General features: G+C 42.7%; 14 protein-coding genes. 9 read left to right on the plus strand and 5 right to left on the minus strand.

What is annotated here, in order from left to right:
* Positions 1–10 precede the first annotated feature (10 nt).
* Complete coding sequence (locus tag DYU05_RS04480) at positions 11–1,369, minus strand: glutamine synthetase family protein (RefSeq protein ID WP_117381770.1); 1,359 nt, start codon at positions 1,367–1,369, stop codon at positions 11–13.
* A gap of 169 nt (positions 1,370–1,538) precedes the next feature.
* Between DYU05_RS04480 and DYU05_RS04485 the strand changes: the two genes are divergently transcribed.
* Positions 1,539–1,952: a gamma-glutamylcyclotransferase family protein gene (locus tag DYU05_RS04485; protein WP_117381771.1), complete on the plus strand. Its 414-nt coding sequence runs from the start codon at positions 1,539–1,541 to the stop codon at positions 1,950–1,952.
* A 30-nt stretch (positions 1,953–1,982) separates the two neighbouring features.
* Here DYU05_RS04485 and DYU05_RS04490 read toward each other — a convergent pair whose 3' ends face one another.
* Positions 1,983–2,993, minus strand: coding sequence for a glutamine synthetase beta-grasp domain-containing protein (locus tag DYU05_RS04490; protein ID WP_117381772.1), 1,011 nt, complete (start codon positions 2,991–2,993; stop codon positions 1,983–1,985).
* 274 nt (positions 2,994–3,267) lie between these two features.
* On the minus strand, positions 3,268–3,783 hold the full coding sequence (locus tag DYU05_RS04495; RefSeq protein ID WP_117381773.1) for a hypothetical protein: 516 nt from the start codon (positions 3,781–3,783) through the stop codon (positions 3,268–3,270).
* A gap of 254 nt (positions 3,784–4,037) precedes the next feature.
* Between DYU05_RS04495 and mqo the strand changes: the two genes are divergently transcribed.
* Positions 4,038–5,537: a malate dehydrogenase (quinone) gene (gene mqo, locus DYU05_RS04500; RefSeq protein WP_117381774.1), complete on the plus strand. Its 1,500-nt coding sequence runs from the start codon at positions 4,038–4,040 to the stop codon at positions 5,535–5,537.
* A gap of 70 nt (positions 5,538–5,607) precedes the next feature.
* On the opposite strand, the gene DYU05_RS04505 is transcribed toward mqo, so the two are convergent.
* On the minus strand, positions 5,608–8,208 hold the full coding sequence (locus tag DYU05_RS04505; RefSeq protein WP_165851995.1) for a M1 family metallopeptidase: 2,601 nt from the start codon (positions 8,206–8,208) through the stop codon (positions 5,608–5,610).
* A 55-nt stretch (positions 8,209–8,263) separates the two neighbouring features.
* Entirely contained in the window at positions 8,264–10,747 is a 2,484-nt protein-coding gene (locus DYU05_RS04510) for a T9SS type B sorting domain-containing protein (protein ID WP_117381775.1), read from the minus strand.
* 265 nt (positions 10,748–11,012) lie between these two features.
* Here DYU05_RS04510 and DYU05_RS04515 point away from each other — a divergent pair, with 265 nt between their 5' ends.
* Genes DYU05_RS04515 through rseP form a run of 7 tightly spaced genes read left to right on the plus strand, consistent with a single transcriptional unit; the run spans position 11,013 to position 18,305 of the window.
* Positions 11,013–11,963, plus strand: coding sequence for a glycosyltransferase family 2 protein (locus tag DYU05_RS04515; RefSeq protein WP_117381776.1), 951 nt, complete (start codon positions 11,013–11,015; stop codon positions 11,961–11,963).
* 52 nt (positions 11,964–12,015) lie between these two features.
* Complete coding sequence (locus tag DYU05_RS04520; RefSeq protein ID WP_117381777.1) at positions 12,016–12,984, plus strand: glycosyltransferase; 969 nt, start codon at positions 12,016–12,018, stop codon at positions 12,982–12,984.
* A 7-nt stretch (positions 12,985–12,991) separates the two neighbouring features.
* A complete protein-coding gene (locus DYU05_RS04525; RefSeq protein WP_117381778.1) occupies positions 12,992–13,726 on the plus strand; it encodes a hypothetical protein in 735 nt (244 codons plus the stop codon).
* A 1-nt stretch (position 13,727) separates the two neighbouring features.
* Positions 13,728–15,239, plus strand: coding sequence for a GH3 auxin-responsive promoter family protein (locus DYU05_RS04530; protein WP_117381779.1), 1,512 nt, complete (start codon positions 13,728–13,730; stop codon positions 15,237–15,239).
* Positions 15,236–15,760 carry a hypothetical protein gene (locus DYU05_RS04535; RefSeq protein WP_117381780.1) on the plus strand — a complete coding sequence of 175 codons (525 nt, stop codon included), beginning with the start codon at positions 15,236–15,238 and terminating at the stop codon, positions 15,758–15,760. The genes DYU05_RS04530 and DYU05_RS04535 overlap by 4 nt, the downstream gene beginning before the upstream one ends.
* A 27-nt stretch (positions 15,761–15,787) precedes the next feature.
* A complete protein-coding gene (locus tag DYU05_RS04540; RefSeq protein WP_205771838.1) occupies positions 15,788–16,963 on the plus strand; it encodes a 1-deoxy-D-xylulose-5-phosphate reductoisomerase in 1,176 nt (391 codons plus the stop codon).
* A gap of 13 nt (positions 16,964–16,976) precedes the next feature.
* Complete coding sequence (rseP, locus tag DYU05_RS04545; protein ID WP_117381781.1) at positions 16,977–18,305, plus strand: RIP metalloprotease RseP; 1,329 nt, start codon at positions 16,977–16,979, stop codon at positions 18,303–18,305.
* The last annotated feature ends 41 nt before the right edge of the window (positions 18,306–18,346 follow it).

Genomic DNA, 18,346 nt, shown 5'->3' on the forward strand with positions numbered 1-18,346 from the left:
GCTGCTCCTATCAAATGATCTCGAAATAACGTTTCAGTTCCCAGTCGCTTACACTTTTGGCATATTGGCGGTGTTCCCACAAGCGGGTTTGGGTAAAGTGCTGAACAAAGCCTTCTCCAAACAGCTCTTTTGCTACCGAAGAATTTTGCATTGCTGTTGCAGCATCAAAAAGGTTGCTGTGCAACGTTCCATGCGTTTTATCCTGATAGCCGTTGCCGATAGTTTGGGGTATATCAAGCTTGAGCTTGTTTTTTATGCCGTATAAGCCTGAAGCCAATGCAGCGGCTATAGCCAGGTACGGGTTGGTGTCTGACCCGGGAATGCGCGTTTCCAAACGGGTTGAACCCACAGATGTATTTATCACGCGCAGGGCAGTGGTGCGGTTTTCTACTCCCCAGGTAATGGTGGTTGGTGCCCACGCCCCTTCTACAAGCCGCTTGTAGCTGTTAATGGTAGGCGCATACATGGGCAGCAGGTGTGGCAGGCAGTATAATTGCCCGGCTAAATACTGCTTATGCAGTTCGCTCATCTTATTCGCGTCTGTGCCATCATAAAACAGGTTTTCGCCGTTTTCTTCTGTCCAAAGGCTTTGGTGAATGTGGCCACTGCAGCCTGGTAGTTCCTGGTTCCACTTAGCCATAAAGGTAGCAGTTATGCCGTGTTTGGCAGCGATCTCCTTTACAGCTGTTTTGAAAAGAACCGCGTTATCAGCTGCTTGCAACACTTCGCAATGTTCAATTGCTGCTTCATATACACCCGGGCCGGTCTCGGTATGCAGGCCTTCCACAGGTATATTAAAACGAGTTAATAAATTAAAGAGATCGGCATAAAAAGCATCATTTTGAGAAGTTCGCAGTATCGAGTAGCCAAACATACCCGGTGTTAGTGGCTCTATGTTGGCAAACCCTTTTTGTTGAAGCGTTTGCGGTGTCTCCTTAAAATTAAACCACTCAAACTCCTGAGCAAACTCCGCATGGTAGCCCATTGCTTTAAATTCTTCAGCTACCTTTTTTAACAAGCTTCGCGGGTCCGCCGGAACAGTTAACCCGTTAGGGCCACTGTAATCAGCAAGAAAAAAGGGAATATCGTCTTGCCAGGGCACATTACGCATAGTGTCCAGGTCAATAAAACATAACCTATCCGGGTAACCGCTGTGCCAGCCGGTGATATCTACATTATCGTAAACCACATCGTTGCTATCCCATCCGAACACAACATCGCAAAAACCGTAACCGGTTTTTAGTCCTTCAAGAAACTTTTTAGTGCTGATAACCTTTCCACGTAAAACGCCGTCTATATCTGCGAAAGCAAATTTAACTTTCTGAATGTTGTTGTCTTTTATATAGCTTATTACTTGTTCGCGGTTCATGGTGGTTTATTAATGAATGCAAGTTAGTAATTTTATAAATGATGATTTGTTTTACTACTGCGTAACAGGAATTTCTATTATTTGAACTTGATTTTTCATAATCAAAGGATTTACCAGGTTTCTGATCATTCATGTAATCATTGATTCCGGTTCAAGATTATTTATACTGATGCAAAAAGATTATCTATTTGTTTACGGCACACTTCTGCAGCAGCATAACGCTTTTGGACAGTATCTGCGCAAGCATTGCTTACCCGTAAGCAAGGGGAAAGTAAAAGGATTGCTTTACGACGTTGGTGAATACCCCGGGCTTATATTAGATGATAATGCTGGTTACGTACATGGCAGCATTTACGTTATAGAAAGCCCGCTGATAATGGCCGAGATTGACGCTTACGAAGGCTATGGACCAGATGAGCAGCAGCCAAACCTTTACATCAGAACAAGAACCAGCATACTTACTGCACAGGGCTATTTAGAATCATGGGTGTACCAGTATAATCTGCCGGTAGAAAACCTGGTATTGGTAGAAGGCGGAGACTATTTGGAATATTATCACAAAAAAAATCCCCCGGGTAGTTAAGCCGGGGGATAAAGATAGAACTAGGGGTATTTAAACTTTTGCAGATTTAACTGTTTTGATAATAACTGCTGCAACTTTGTATGGATCGGCAGCAGAGTTAGGACGACGATCTTCCAGGTAGCCGCTCCAGTTATGGTCAACAGCATAAAGCGGGATACGGATAGAAGCACCACGGTCAGATACGCCGTAGCTAAAGTCGTGAATTGAAGCGGTTTCGTGTTTACCGGTCAAGCGCTGATCGTTATCTGCACCATACACAGCAATACACTCAGCAACTGCAGGGCGGAATGATTCGCAAACTGCCTTGAATTTCTCTTCGCTGTTAGCAGTACGCAACAGTGTGTTAGAGAAGTTGGCGTGCATACCAGAGCCATTCCAGTCAAGCTGGCCAAGCGGCTTGCAATGCCAGTTTATTGCTACTCCGTACTTTTCGCCTATACGCTCAAGCAAGTAACGTGCAACCCAAATCTGGTCGCCTGCTTCTTTTGCGCCTTTTGCAAATATCTGGAACTCCCATTGTCCGGCAGCAACTTCTGCATTGATACCTTCAACGTTAAGGCCTGCTTCTAAACAAACATCCAGGTGTTCTTCAACAATTTCGCGTCCGTAAGCATTTTTAGCGCCTACTGAACAATAGTAAGGGCCTTGCGGACCTGGGTAACCACCTGCCGGGAAACCAAGCGGTTTGTTGGTTTCAGGATCCCACAGGAAGTACTCCTGCTCAAAACCAAACCAGAAATCGTTATCATCATCTTCGATAAGCGCACGGCCGTTAGACTCGTGTGGCTTGCCGGTAGAATCTAGCACTTCGCACATTACCAGGTAAGCTGATTTTCTTGCCGGATCAGGAACAACAAAAACTGGTTTCAAAATACAATCTGACGAACCACCTGGTGCCTGCTCGGTTGAAGAACCATCGAAGCTCCAGTTATCCAGATCTTCTACCTTGCCACTAAATTCTTTAACAATTTTTGTTTTACTACGCAGGCTTTGAGTTGGTTTGTAGCCGTCAAGCCAGATGTACTCGAGTTTTGTTGCCATTTTAATGTGTTTTGTAATTTTAAGTTTAATTTATAGTTATCGCAGAGTTTGTACTTCTAAATTATATGGCGAATTTAAATTATTTTTATAAAATTCATAGTATTGTTTATAAATTTTATAAAAATCAGTAATAAATTTCAAGTTTAATTCTAAAATCGATTAATTACATATCAATTTTATAGATTTTAGGTCTGAATTTAGATATATCGTAGAAAAGCAAAAAGCGGCAACCTTTACGGCTACCGCTTTCATTAAACTTATCCAGCGCTAAACTTTACTTCCCGGAAGCTACGCCCCAGTAACAGCTGTTCCTGATCTTCATTAATCCAACACTGTCAACCTTTAGCTCATTTTTGCTTTTGCCTGACAGGAAATATAGCTTGGCCTTACTGTTATCATATAAAAATGCAGAGAGCTTTTGAGGTTGCCCGCTTTTGTTTATAACGTCAACCCGTAAGGCGTTTGTTGCTTTAACCTCCGACACTGTATCTTCGGGCATGGCGGTCTTAACGTAGTTCACAATGTATTTCACGTCGGGTATGTTTAATGTACTCTTCTTATAATTGTCATCAGCCTGGATCACCTGCAGCAGGCATTTAACGCAGGGCTCTGCAATTGTGGCGTTGCCGTAATTCTTTTGGGGGTTATTAATAACGCTGTCTTTCTTTCCGTTCAACATAACGGCTGTCCGCCCTACTGTGTCAGACACCGGCTTCGGCTTATTGTTGTTGCATGACAACACTCCGAAACCTAATAAAGCCATAAGTACTCCAAAAGATAATCTGCTCATTTTACAATCGTTTTTATACTTAACCTGTAAAAAGAACTTTTGTGTGAATGGCACTATCGTAACAAATAGCTGTTTAAACGTTTTTGTAAATATTTTTAGCCCGAAATTTATTAATATTGTCCGATTTACACTTTGCTGTAGGATAAAACCTTTGTACAGTCTATCAGTGTAAAATTTTTATCATTTAACATTTCAAAAGCGGCTTTTATCGGCAGGCTATTTGTTTGAATGTATCTTTGGCATTCGGTAATATCATGAGTAACGGCAGTACAGTATCTAATTCGGTGGTTGATGTAGTTTTAATTGGCGCAGGCATTATGAGCGCCACACTTGGTGTAATGCTAAAAGAGCTGCAGCCGGATATTTCTATTGAGATTTTTGAAAGGCTGGACACCATTGCCGCCGAAAGTTCTGACGCGATGAACAACGCGGGTACTGGACACTCCGCTTTTTGTGAACTTAACTACACGCCGCAAAAAAAAGACGGAACAATCACTACAAACAAGGCCATCCAAATAGCCGAGCAATTTGAAATAAGTAAAGAGTTTTGGGCGCACCTTGTAGAAAAAGGGCAAGTAGGCAACCCGGAGAGTTTTATCAGCAAAGTGCCGCATATAAGCTTTGTATGGGGCGAAGAAAATGTAAAGTTCCTTAAAGAACGCCATCGCTTATTAACTAAGCACCATTTTTTTAAAGACATGCTGTACTCAGAAGATCATGAGCAGCTAAAAAAGTGGATGCCGCTGGTAATGGAAGGTCGTGATGCCAGCCAAAAAGTTGCCGGCACTTACATGGACATAGGCACCGACGTAAACTTTGGCGCGTTGAGCCGCAGCCTTTTTGCCAACCTAAGTAAACAAGCAAATGTTGGCCTGAGCGTTAATCACGACGTAAACGACATTAAACGAAATAGCGACAATACATGGCGCATTACCGTTACCGATAAGGTTACGGGCAAAAAACGCAAGCTAAATACCAAATTTGTTTTTGTAGGTGCGGGTGGTGGCGCTTTGCCACTATTGCAAAAATCGGGCATTGCAGAGAGCAAAGGTTTTGGTGGTTTCCCGGTAAGCGGGCAATGGCTGGTTTGCAACAACCCAGCAATAGTTGAAAAACATTGGGCTAAGGTTTACGGTAAAGCATCTGTGGGTGCTCCGCCGATGTCTGTACCGCATTTGGATACGCGGAACATAGGTGGTAAAAAAGAACTGCTTTTTGGCCCTTATGCAGGTTTTTCAACAAGATTCTTAAAGAAAGGATCGCTTCTGGATCTCTTTGGTTCTATAAAACCCAATAACATACTACCGCTGCTGGCTGTTGGTAGAGATAACTGGCCGCTTACAAAGTACCTTATTGGCCAGGTAATGCAATCGCCTGCAGATAGGTTGGATGCTTTGAAAGAATACTTCCCTGAAGCCAAAGCTGAGGACTGGCAACTGGAAGTGGCAGGCCAGCGCGTGCAAATAATCAAGAAAGACCAGGAACACACCGGCGTGCTGGAATTTGGCACAGAAGTAGTTACTGCCGCAGACGGCAGTATATCTGCTTTGCTTGGCGCATCGCCGGGAGCATCTACCTCAGTGCCTATTATGATCGATCTGATCAGCAGGTGTTTCAAAACACAATCCGGCACTAGTGAATGGCAGAATAAGTTAAAGCAAATGATACCATCCTTAGGGCAATCGTTAAGCAAAGACGAAGCTTTAGCTGATGCAACGAGAGCAAGAACAAGCGGGGTGTTGGGGCTGGCGTAAGCTGAATATCCTCTAAAAGGAAGAGGCCAAAGTATTCACTTTGGCCTCTTCCTTTTATGGTGTTAATTGTTTACTTGAAATCCGCATCCGAAATCCCGGAATTTACAGTTGCGTCAGTTATCTTAATTGCAGTAGCTGCGCCGCCTATGCTGGTCTTTTCGCTAAAAGGAATTTTTATCCCTGTTGGAATTCCTTTATAGTCGTCGTATTCAGTCGGTGAACTTCCGGCGCTATCTGTTACACGCTTAATTTTTAAACCTGTTTTCATATCGTACCAGTGCTTAACACGCACACCTTCAGGGTTGGTTATGGTGACCATGTAAGCAAGTTTATCATGCACAACCTGTAAGTTAGGTGCCAGTGTCAAAGTATACCCGGTTTTACCATACTCCAGCTCAGGAAATAACCTATACCTGTTACGGACGCCTTTTGCCTCTTTTGATACATCGGATGGGCGGTTAAACTGCACCATACGTACGCTGTCGGCATTGATAACAATATTCGACACCACAAAGTTGTTGTAAGACGGCGCAATCAAATTCATATTGAACTTATCAGGCTGCTTGTATTTAGTTGTTAATTTCAACGCCACACCCTGTAGAGTTGCTTCGCCGGTTATGGTCAGGTCTTTTACATCTTTAAGCCTTCCCTCTCCTCCTACGGCGCTAATGTAGTTCTGTATAACAGTTTGTGCCGTTACGCCTTTGGCAACTTCCTGACCGCTTAATGAGTTATTTTCCGGATTAACATCGGGCAGTACACCTTCCGGGTCTAATGTTACATAAGAAATTTTCGAAGTGGATTTATAAGCGAAGGTCCATTCTGGTCCGCGCTGCCATATTTCTGCTGGCAACTTAACGGTACTGCTTTTTCCGTTTTCTTCCTTCACGTAGACTATAGCAGGTAAGGCCATTTCTCCCAGGTTCTCAATAGTGATAAGCGAGCCTTGTGATGGATCATTCTTTGTATACGCAATGCTTTTTACAGACTGATCCAGCGTCCAGGTATTCAGGAACCATTCGTTCCAAAACCAGCTCAGGTCCTCTCCTGCCGCATTATCCATGCTACGGAAAAAATCCCAAGGTGTTGGATGTTTAAACGCCCAGCGCTTGATGTATGTTTTAAATGCATAGTCAAACCGCTCTTCTCCCAATATCTGCTCCCGTAAAATCATTAGACCGGCAGCTGGCTTCTCATACGCGGCGTAGCCCAGGTAGGATGACTGGATAACATCCGGTGTATTCATAATAGCGTCTGCATTGGCGCTGAACATGCTTGGTGCCCCGGCTTGTACCTCATCCGGGTGGTAGTACTCTCCGCTGTTAAATTGTTTGGTGTCTACCTTATTTATAAAGGTATTAAAACCCTCATCCATCCAGGCATACTTACGTTCGTTAGAGCCTACTATCATCGGGAACCAGTTGTGGCCAAATTCGTGGTTAGTAACGTCCCATAATCCACCTCCTTCACTCTCATGGCTGCAGAACACAATTCCCGGGTACTCCATACCACTAACCGGACCGCCAACATTGGTGGCAACCGGGTAAGTATATTCAAACCATTTGCCCGAGTAAAGCTCAATTGCAGCTTTTACGTATTCGGTAGAACGGCCATAAGCACCTTTACCACCGCTTGATATAGGATATACCGATTGCGCCAAAGCTTTTTTACCATTTGAAAGATTAATGCGTGCGGCGTCCCATACAAAGGCTTTTGAAGCTGCCCAGGCAACATCACGTGAGTTTTTACACACAAAATGCCAGGTAAGTGTAGGCTTTTTTAGGTAAGCATTACCACCTACCACATCTGCCGAGTCTTTTATCATGACTGTTTTATCACTTGTGCGCGCTTGTGCAAGGCGCTTAAGTTCTGTTGCGGTAAGCACTTCGTTAGGGTTAATTAATTCACCTGAGCCTACAATAACCAGGCTTGCCGGCGCTGTAATGGTATAGTCGAAATTACCATACTCCAGGTAAAACTCAGATGAGCCCATGTAAGGTATGGTGTTCCATCCGCTCACATCATCATAAACTTCCATGCGGGGGTACCATTGCGCTATATCGTATATCCAACCCTGCGGTGTTTTTAAGCGTCCGGTGCGGTCGGTGCCGTATTCAGGCACGGTATAAGCATACTCTATCTTTATCTGAAGCTTAGCTCCTGATGACCGCAGCGTATCTTTCAGGCGTATTTGCATACGGGTATCTGTAACGCGGTAAACAGGCGTTTCGGCTTTGCCGTTCTTTATGACCGTTACCGATTTTATCTCGTAACCCTTAGTAAAGCCAGTATTTGCAAAGCGGCCGCCGCCAACAACAGTTGTTGCTTGCCCGCGGGAATCCTCTTTATAAATATTCTGATCCAACTGCAGCCATAAAAAGCTCAATGGATCAGGACTGTTGTTTGTGTAGGTGATTATCGTGCTGCCCGTAATACGGTGCGCAGCCGTATCCAATTTGGCGTCAATTTTATAATCGGCGCGGTTTTGCCAATATTTAACGCCGGGTGCACCAGATGCAGAGCGGAACTCTGTGCCTTTTCCAAAATAAAAAAGGGGGTTAAATACTTTGTGCTGATCGTACTTTGATTTGGTTGATGTAGTATCCTGCGCATGAAGCGTGTAGGAGCCTGCCGCAAGGAGCACAGAAAGTGCCAGTGAAATAATTTTCATAGTTGATGAGTGATATAAAGCTAATCTATCGTTTTTAGTAAAATAAAACAAGATGCTACCGGATGATTGTGACGTAGCCAGATTGTTTATTCTTTTCATCTAGTTGTATAACATAATAGTAAACACCTGCAGGAAGAGGCTTACCGCTGTTGTTGGTTCCGTCCCAACCGCCTGTGTAATATTTTATGTCTTTTATAATAGAGCCGTTTCGGTTATAGATGTAAAGGTGATTACCCAATAGTCTGTCTACATATTTGATGTTCCACACATCGTTTATACCATCACCATTAGGGGTAAAAGTGTTTGGTATTACCACTTGCTTTTTAACAAGTATGGTCACAGTGGATGTATCAGAGCATCCGTTGTCATTAGACACAATTAGCTGGTAAGTTATATCATCATCAGGGGTACTGGTTGGTGCAGCTATGTTTGCATTATCAAGATAGGTGTCTGGCACCCAGCGGAAATACTTTGACCCTGTACCTTTAAGTTTAACCACATCGCCTAAGGTCACAATGGTATCTTTGTTGTAAATAGTAGCAAGTGGTTTATCAAAAGTTAACGTGACTGGATACAACGTACTCTCGCATTTACCGTTGGTAAGCTGAGCATACAATGTCGTATCCCTACGGATAATACCGGTAAACAGCGTACCTGAGTTTTCTTCAACAAAATTCTTGTTAGCATCAAACCACCTGTATTTTTCTTTCGCTTTAGCTCCCTTTACTGTGATAGATGTGCTGCCCCATTCGCAAAGAACTGTGTTACTGGTTACGGTAACAGGCGCAAATTGGTATTCTGCAACCTTGATTGACAGCGTTTTTGTACGATTTTGATAAGCGTTGGTAATAGTTACCGAATATGTGCCCGGCTGGGTCAGGCTAATGGAAGATGCCGTACTACCGTTAGACCATAGGTATGTTGCGCCGGGTAATTTTACGTCAAGCGTTATAGTTTCGTCTTTGCATATCACGGTGTCTGTACGTAACGATACATCGATTACCTGGTCATATTTAATGTTTATGGATCCGCTTGAACTACAACCGGCAGAACTTGTAACGTCTACACTGTAGGTGCCAGGTGCTGTCACTAATAGTGTTTGTTGCGCTGTGCCATTATTCCATTTGTAAGTACTGCCGGGATTGCCTGCGTCAAGCTGTAGTGTTTGCCCGTAGAAAAGTGTAACATCCTTACCCAGATCTACTTGGGGTAAAGGCGCTATTACAACATCTTTAGTAAACTTTGTTGTTTCCCCATCATGTAAAACTTCCAGCGTTACAGGATAAGTACCTACAGTGGCGTATTTATGACTTGGCGTTGCTGTAGTTGATGTATTATCCGGCGAGCTTGGATCACCGAAATTCCATTTCATGCTTTGGATGTTCTCCAACGAGGTATTCATCTTAAAATTAGTTACTTCGCCTATACATGTTCCTACAGATGAAAATGCTACCTCTGCAAAATAGCTTTGGATAAAATTTGGCAGACCAAACGAGCTGCTCTTTCCTCCCAAATAAATTGTGCTATTTTTAAAATTACAATTGAGTCCCTCCAAATTCGGCTGCTCTATAGAATGAAGATACTGACCTCCGGGTTCTGCCACATATATTTTGCCGTCACTTGCAAGTTGCAAAGCACCTAATCTCGATGCGGTCCCTATTTTTACACCCTTAGTTGCTATTGTGCCGCTAGATGCAGGCATTTTCACCTGATAAATATTTGATCCTTCTTCACCTATATACAAAAATTGTCCGTTGGGAGAAAACTCTACACCATATGGGCCAAAGCCCTGAAAACCGGTAATCGTTTGCGGGTTTGTAATTTTTCCAGTTACTTTATCAAAATCGTAAATCTCAACAAGATTTGTACTATAATCCATAGCTGCTGCTAATTTATCACCCTTTGGCGACGCTTTCATGTATCCTATCGTTCCCAGATAATCATCTGCCATATAGGTCCCTACGGAAGACGCCACAGGTGACGGCTGTAGCCCGTCTTTGGTTATAAGATAACATAAGAACTTATTAGATTGATATTCATGTGTTAACACCCATATATCCTGGTTATTTTGGTGCTTTACAGCGGTAATCTTCTCAGTAGATTTCTCAATCAATAATTTGTTTTTTTCAATAACTTCGCCCAGGCCTGAATTTTTGGACATATCAACAATTGAGTAATACATTGATCGTCCTTCCTGAAGTATAGTAAATACATAATAGATGCTGGAGCTTCCAGGTTGGGGGACGATAACTCCTGATTGTGTTGACGAAGGATTGCCAAACAAGTAATTCCCATTTTTCATTGTGTCTTGCCTGTTATATACGGTAATGCCGTCGGTATAAAAAAGTAAAGCACCCTCAGCATCAGCAATACTTGAACATCCCTCAAAGGCCGACATCTTACTGTCTGTTAAAGCGGTAGGCGGAGATGTATTGAAATTTAATCCTGCGCCGTATCCAAAATACCAGATGTTCCCTTGTTTTTGGGCAAGTAGCGATCCGCTGTAGAAGAGGCACAGTACAAAGATGATTCTTTTCACATCGCCGATTATTGAAGATAAGAGCCTATTGTAGAATTTCTCTCAGGCGGGAAGGGCCTAAGGGTAGCACTTATGCAGCACTGTGATGGAGTTATCGGGAGCATTGTGAATAGGGTTTAATCAATACATAAAAGTATAAATAACTTGTTATACCAAAAAATATTTTAACGCAAACCTCGCTACCCATTGCCCTGCAACAATGTTTTTTAAACCGTTGCTGCTTTTTTCTATTTTTGTAGCTTGCCTTACACAAGGTTGCTTATAAATGGATATATCTGTAGTAGTACCGTTGTATGATGAAGTAGAATCGTTACCTGAGCTTACCTCGTGGATAAGCCGGGTAATGAACGATAACAATTATACATATGAGATAATTTTGGTGGATGATGGTAGCCGCGATGGCTCCTGGGACATGATTTGCCGTTTAAAAGAGAGCAATCCCTTCATCTATGGTATTAAGTTCAGGCGTAACTATGGTAAGTCTGCAGCCCTGAACACCGGGTTTGAAGCTGCGCGTGGAGAAGTCATCATAACTATGGATGCCGACCTGCAGGATAGTCCCGATGAGATACCCGGCTTGTACCGCCGGATTACGGAAGATAAGTACGACCTGGTTTCTGGTTGGAAGGCCAAACGATACGATCCGCTAAGTAAAACCATACCTACAAAACTTTTCAATGCCGCCACACGCAAGATGAGCGGTATAAATAACTTGCACGACTTCAATTGCGGACTTAAGGCTTACAGAAAAACTGTTGTCAAGAATATAGAAGTATATGGCGAAATGCACCGCTACATTCCGGTGTTAGCAAAGTGGGCCGGGTTTACAAAAATTGGCGAACAGGTTGTTGAACACCGCGCGCGTAAATACGGTAAGACCAAATTTGGCTGGAGCCGGTTCATTAACGGCTTTCTTGACTTGCTCTCAATTTTTTTCGTGGGCAAATTTGGCAAACGGCCAATGCATTTTTTTGGCACTATGGGTACACTGAGCTTTTTTGCAGGCACTGTATTGGCGTTATGGATAATGGGTGAAAAGCTATACCTGATAGCAAAACACGAACATTACCGCGATATTACAGACAATCCCTTATTTTATCTAGCCTTGGTTGCAATTGTTCTTGGTTCGCAGCTCTTCCTTACCGGCTTTGTTGCCGAACTGGTATCAAGAAACGCGCCCGAAAGGAACAGGTACCAAATCGAAGAAACGGTTTGATCATTACTACCTTGCTAAACCATCATTTACCTGTGTTCACTAAACAGTTTTAATGTTTTTTTCGATAATAATACCTCTTTATAACCGACCGCAGGAGATTGATGAGCTGCTTGCAACACTTGTACAGCAAACGTACAAGCACTTCGAGGTATTGGTAATAGAGGATGGCTCTACTAACAAAGCTGATAATATTGTTAGCGGCTATCAAGACAAACTTGATATCCGGTATTTCGAAAAGGCAAACGAAGGACAAGGGTTCACCCGCAACTTTGGCTTCGAAAGGGCAAAAGGAGATTACTTTATCATCTTTGATTCAGATTGCCTGATACCTGCTGATTACCTGCAAATTGTAAATGACTGGTTAAGCACTAATTGGCTTGATGCGTACGGTGGGCCGGACGGAGCTCATGAATCTTTTACCCCTATTCAAAAAGCGATAAGTTACAGCATGACCTCTCCTTTTACTACCGGCGGTATACGTGGAAGTAAAAAGGCTATCGGGCAATTTCATCCGCGCAGCTTTAATATGGGTATATCCAGGCAGGTTTGGGAAAAAGCCGGCGGGTTCATAATTACCCGGCTCGGAGAAGATATTGAGTATAGCATCAGGGTGCATTCACTTGGGTTTAAAATTGGGCTTATACCTGAAGCTATTGTTTATCATAAGCGCCGTACAGATTTCTTAAAGTTTTACAAGCAATTGCATTTTTTTGGCAGAGCAAGGATAAACATTTATAAATTTTTCCCCTCGGAGCTAAAAGCCGTGCACTTTTTTCCGGCACTTTTTACGCTTGGAATTATATTCACGCTTGTAGCCAACCTTTTACGATGGCAAATAGCAGTGTTGTGTAATGCCGTGTTGATATCGATTATTTTGTTAATATTTTTTCATGCCTGGTGGAAAAACAAATCGCTTAAAATTGCATTTTTGAGCGTGATAGCTGCCTTCACACAACTGACTGCCTACGGGTTAGGATTTATGCAGGATTACTGGAAGCGTGTGGTGTTAAAAAGATCATAAGAGTAGTATGTACCATCCATTTTCCGTTGGGGAAACCCTTAAGACTTCCTGGGATCTTCTTAAAAAGAACTTTGCGGTTATAATTATTTATTCGATCCTTTCTTTTCTGTTGCTGATCGTTATTGGCGTGATCATCTCTTTTACCTACTCTCCATCTGAAAAAGATTTTGCAGGTACGATGATAGTATCGTTCATAGGTATTTTTGTGCAAGCTTTTACCACCCTGGGACTTTACAAACTAATATTTACCGTGATTGATAATGAATATTACGAGTTCGAGTTTAAGCAAATTGTTCCCACATTTAAGATGGTACTAAGCTACCTGGGAGTTATCTTTATATTGGCTTTCATTATTACCAATGTAAATATTGGTTTGGATTATCTTGAAGACGATTCAATTTTAAGGTTGGTGATCACCGACGTGCTAACGCTCGTAGGTCTGTACTTTGCTCTTCGCATCATGTTTTTCAACACGTTTATCGTTGATGACGCGTCCGGCCCTATCGAGTCTATTAAACAAAGCTTTGACCTGACTAAAGGCTATATTTTGAAAGTAGTACTAATACTACTTAGCATTATTATCTTTATAGCAATACCAGCCTGGCTGTCACAATATTTTCCGCTTATCTCTATTACAATTGTGTTTACCTATCCTTTTGTAAATATAATACTCGCCGTCACCTATCGTAAACTTATCTACAGCCACCAGGATGTAGACGACGATATTGCCGAAACCAACTAACATGGGGTTAAAAGCATCATTGAGTAAAGTATTTGCCTGGTGGGTAAACCGTGAACTGAACCACATTCGCCAAAACGGGGTTTCTCTGCAGCAGAAAACATTTAGTGATCTCATTTTTGCGGCTAAGAATACAATCTTTGGGAAGGATCATGATTTCTCTTCAATCGAAAGCTACGAAGACTTCAAAAAGAAAGTTCCTGTACGTGATTACGAAGAGTTGAGGTTGTATATAGATCGTGTTGTTCAAGGTGAAAAGGATGTTATGTGGCCGGGCAAACCGGCTTACCTCGCAAAAACATCGGGAACTACCTCTGGTGTAAAATATATTCCTATCTCTAAGGAAAGCATGCCCGAACACATTAAGGCTGCACGTAACGCTTTACTAAGCTACATCCATGAAACAGGCAATGCAGAGTTTGTAGGTGGTAAGATGATATTTTTGCAAGGCAGTCCGGTACTTGCCGAGAAAGCAGGTATCCAAACTGGGAGGCTCTCAGGCATTGTAGCGCACCACGTTCCCGGGTATTTGCAAAAAAACAGGCTTCCCTCCTACAATACTAATTCCATAGAAGACTGGGAAGAAAAAGTGGACGCAATTGTGCAGGAGACCCAAAACGAAGACATGCGCCTGATCTCCGGAATACCGCCATGGTGCCAAATGTATTTTGACAAGCTATCTGCCGTAAACGGTGGTAAAAAGATAAAAGACATTTTCCCCAACTTTAAGCTCTACGTACATGGCGGTGTAAACTTTGAGCCATACCGCGCTCGTATGGAAGAAACTATTGGCTTTGGTATCGACAGTATAGAAACCTATCCTGCATCTGAAGGATTTATCGCGTTTCAGGATACCCGTACTGAAAAGGGCTTGCTGTTAATGGTTGATGCAGGTATTTTCTATGAATTTATTCCGAGCGAGGAGTATTACAATGAAGACCCTATCCGCATCAATTTGAAAGATGTTGAGCTGGATAAAAATTATGCGCTGATACTAAACACAAGCGCAGGGCTTTGGGGTTATAGTTTAGGAGACACCGTAAAGTTTGTTAGTAAGAACCCGTATCGCATAGTAGTGACCGGGCGCATAAAACATTACATTTCTGCTTTTGGAGAGCATGTAATAGGCGAAGAAGTTGAACAAGCTTTAATGAGCGTTGCCGCTGAAGAAGGTGTTGATGTTATTGAATTTACCATAGCGCCACAGGTAACACCCGCAAGTGGCGAGCTGCCTTTTCACGAATGGTTTGTAGAGTTTGGAAAAGAGCCTAATAACCTGGCAGACTTTGCTTTGAAGGTAGATAAGGCACTTCAGAAAAAAAATATTTACTACACGGACCTTATTGAGGGTAACATTTTAAGGCCTTTAGTAGTCAATAGTTTAAAAAAAGACGCTTTTATAAACTACATGCGTGGCCAAGGTAAACTTGGAGGCCAAAACAAGGTACCCAGGCTATCAAACGACAGGAAGATAGCGGACGAGTTAAAGCAGTATGTTGTAAACCAAACGAGATGAAAAAGCTATTTTCGGTGTTAACACTCTTGCTGCTATCATTTATGATGGCTAACGGACAGGGAACAGAAAATCTTAAGATAGCATGGCCAGGTGAATACAAATGGAAAGTGGCCTCTAATCAGCAAACGTCGGCGGCTAATATGATAGAGCTTATTCCCGGTGCTGAGACGCTGAACAGTTGGACTATAATGGCCACCATGATGTCCTATAAAAACATGCGAGTGCCGTCTATATCAAAAGTACCGCCGATGCTTTTTACGACTACTCAAAAAAACGCACCGCTGGCAAAACTTACCGTTTTAGAAAACGGTGTAAAAGCGGGACGGCAGTGGACGATATTTAAAATCGAATCGCCTTCATTCAAAAATTCGCCCGCTCCTGAATCACAACTTTACTACGCTATACAAGGCGATAGAACTTTATATGTTAGCTTCGTAGCAGTAAAAGCTAAATGGATTCCGACTGTATTTGTTTTTAAGTGGACAAACGTATTTAAATCCAGTCAGCTGGTAAAACAATAACACACATCTAAATTAAACTTGAGTATAATTAAACAAATAGCCGTTCTTGGTTCGTCGGGCAGCATAGGTACACAAACGCTTGATGTTATTCGCCAAAATCCTGCGCTTTTCAACGTGTTTTTACTAACTGTGAATGTAAATGCTGAAGCGTTAATAGAGCAAGCACTTGAATTTAAGCCGAAGTATGCTGTTATATGCGATAAAAGTAAGTACCAGCAGGTACGTGATGCGCTTATACACCTCCCTATAAAGGTGATGGCTGGCTATGACGCTATTAAGGACTTGGTTACCCACCCCGAAATAGATATTGTACTTACGGCTATGGTGGGGTTTTCGGGGCTGGAGCCCACTATTAACGCCATAAAAGCCGGGAAGGACATAGCTCTTGCAAATAAAGAAACTCTTGTTGTTGCGGGAGAACTTATTACAGCTCTTGCTCAAGAACATAATGTAAAAATATTGCCGGTAGACAGCGAACACTCTGCCATATTCCAGTGCCTCGCCGGAGAAGAACAGAATTCTGTAGAAAAAATTATACTTACCGCATCTGGAGGGCCATTCAGGGGCAAAGATCGTGAGTTTCTTTCTACGGTAACACGAGAAAACGCGCTTAAACATCCTAATTGGGTGATGGGTGCCAAAATCACGATTGATTCTGCTTCGTTGATGAATAAAGGACTTGAGGTAATAGAAGCGAAATGGTTGTTCAATCTTCGGGCAGACCAAATAGATGTGATTGTACATCCGCAATCTATCATTCATTCTATGGTTCAGTTTGGAGATGGGTCCATAAAGGCGCAAATGGGCTTACCAGATATGAAGCTGCCTATACAGTACGCGCTCTCCTATCCGCAGAGAATCAAAAGCAGCTTCGCCCGTTTTAACTTTACATCTTACCCAAACCTAAGTTTTGAGCAGCCAGATACGGCAACTTTCAGAAACTTAGAGCTAGCTTACAAAGCACTGGAGCGCGGCGGCAATATGCCATGTATCATCAACGCGGCTAACGAGGTTGCAGTAGCTGCATTCCTGGCAAATAAGACCGGCTTTCTGGATATGAGCGATATAATTGAAAGCTGCATGCAGGAGATAAGCTACCTTGCCGAGCCTACCCTGGATGACTATTTGAATACCGATAAAGAAACACGCATATTTGCGGAAAATTTAATTACCAAAATGCCGTTAAAGGCTATACGATCTTAGAATAAAATAACGAATGGATGTTTTGATAATGTCTGGCCAATTAATACTTGGTCTTTCTATACTGGTTATACTTCACGAATTTGGTCACTTTATTGCTGCCCGCGCCTTCAATATAAAAGTTGAGAAGTTCTACCTATTTTTTGATGCCTGGGGTGTAAGCCTTTTTAAGTTTAATTATAAAGGTGTTGAATATGGAATTGGCTGGCTCCCATTAGGCGGTTATGTTAAAATAGCCGGAATGATTGACGAGTCAATGGATACCGATCAGTTGTCCGGTCCTCCGCAGCCATGGGAGTTCCGCTCTAAACCAGCCTGGCAGCGCCTGATTGTAATGCTTGGTGGCATTATAGTCAACATAATAGTAGGCATCTTTATTTTTTGGATACTTACCATGAAGTACGGCGAAAGCTATACACCAGTAGCCAATATCAAGTATGGTATTGTGCCAGGTGTAATAGGTAAAAAGATGGGCTTGCAGGCAGGCGATAAAATTGTAGCTATAAACGGCAAACCTGTAGAACGCTTTGAAGACGTGATCAGTTCAAAGGTTTTACTGGACAAAACTCAGCTTACTGTTGTTAGAGGTGCAGACACAAAAATGCTCACTGTTCCATCTACAATTTTGAACGACCTGTCTGACCTTGGCTTAGATGAATTCATCAGTCCGTTACCCCGTAGCAAGTTCAGTATAGACTCCGTCGCGCCAAAAAGCGGCGCGCAGGCTGCCGGCTTGCAACATGGAGACAGTATTTTGGCCGTAAATGGCGTTGCTGTTACCTTTTTTGACCAATTGCAAGATCAGCTTAGGGCAAATAAAAACAAGAAAGTAGAACTTACCATAAAACGTGCTGACAGCGTACAGAAAGTATCGGCAATGGTAAACAATAAAGCTGTTTTGGGTTTCAGGCCGAAAGTTAACGAGCCGGGTATTAAACATATATCTTACGGCTTTGTAGAATCTTTACCAGTTGGCGCATCCCGGGCATGGGGAATGTTCAGGGACAATGCTAAAGGGATAGGTAAGATCTTCGCTGGCCAGGTAAAGGCCACTAAAGCCATTTCGAGCCCTATAGGCATTGCGCAAAAATTTGGCAATCATGTAGACTGGCTACGCTTTTGGAGCCTTGTAGGCTTTCTTTCCATGGTACTTGCCTTAACAAACCTGCTGCCTATTCCGGGATTAGACGGTGGGCATACGGTGTTCCTGCTTATAGAAATTGTAAAGGGTAAACCACTTAGTGATAAGTTCCTGGAGCGGGCGCAAATTGTTGGATTTGTACTGCTTATATCCCTGATGGTGTTTGCCTTTGGTAATGACATCTTGAAAATAGTAAGGAAATAAAGAACCCTTTACAAACAAGAAAGGCCACGGTATTTGTGGCC

Origin of the sequence: Mucilaginibacter terrenus, assembly GCF_003432065.1 — a bacterium.
Taxonomy (GTDB): domain Bacteria; phylum Bacteroidota; class Bacteroidia; order Sphingobacteriales; family Sphingobacteriaceae; genus Mucilaginibacter; species Mucilaginibacter terrenus.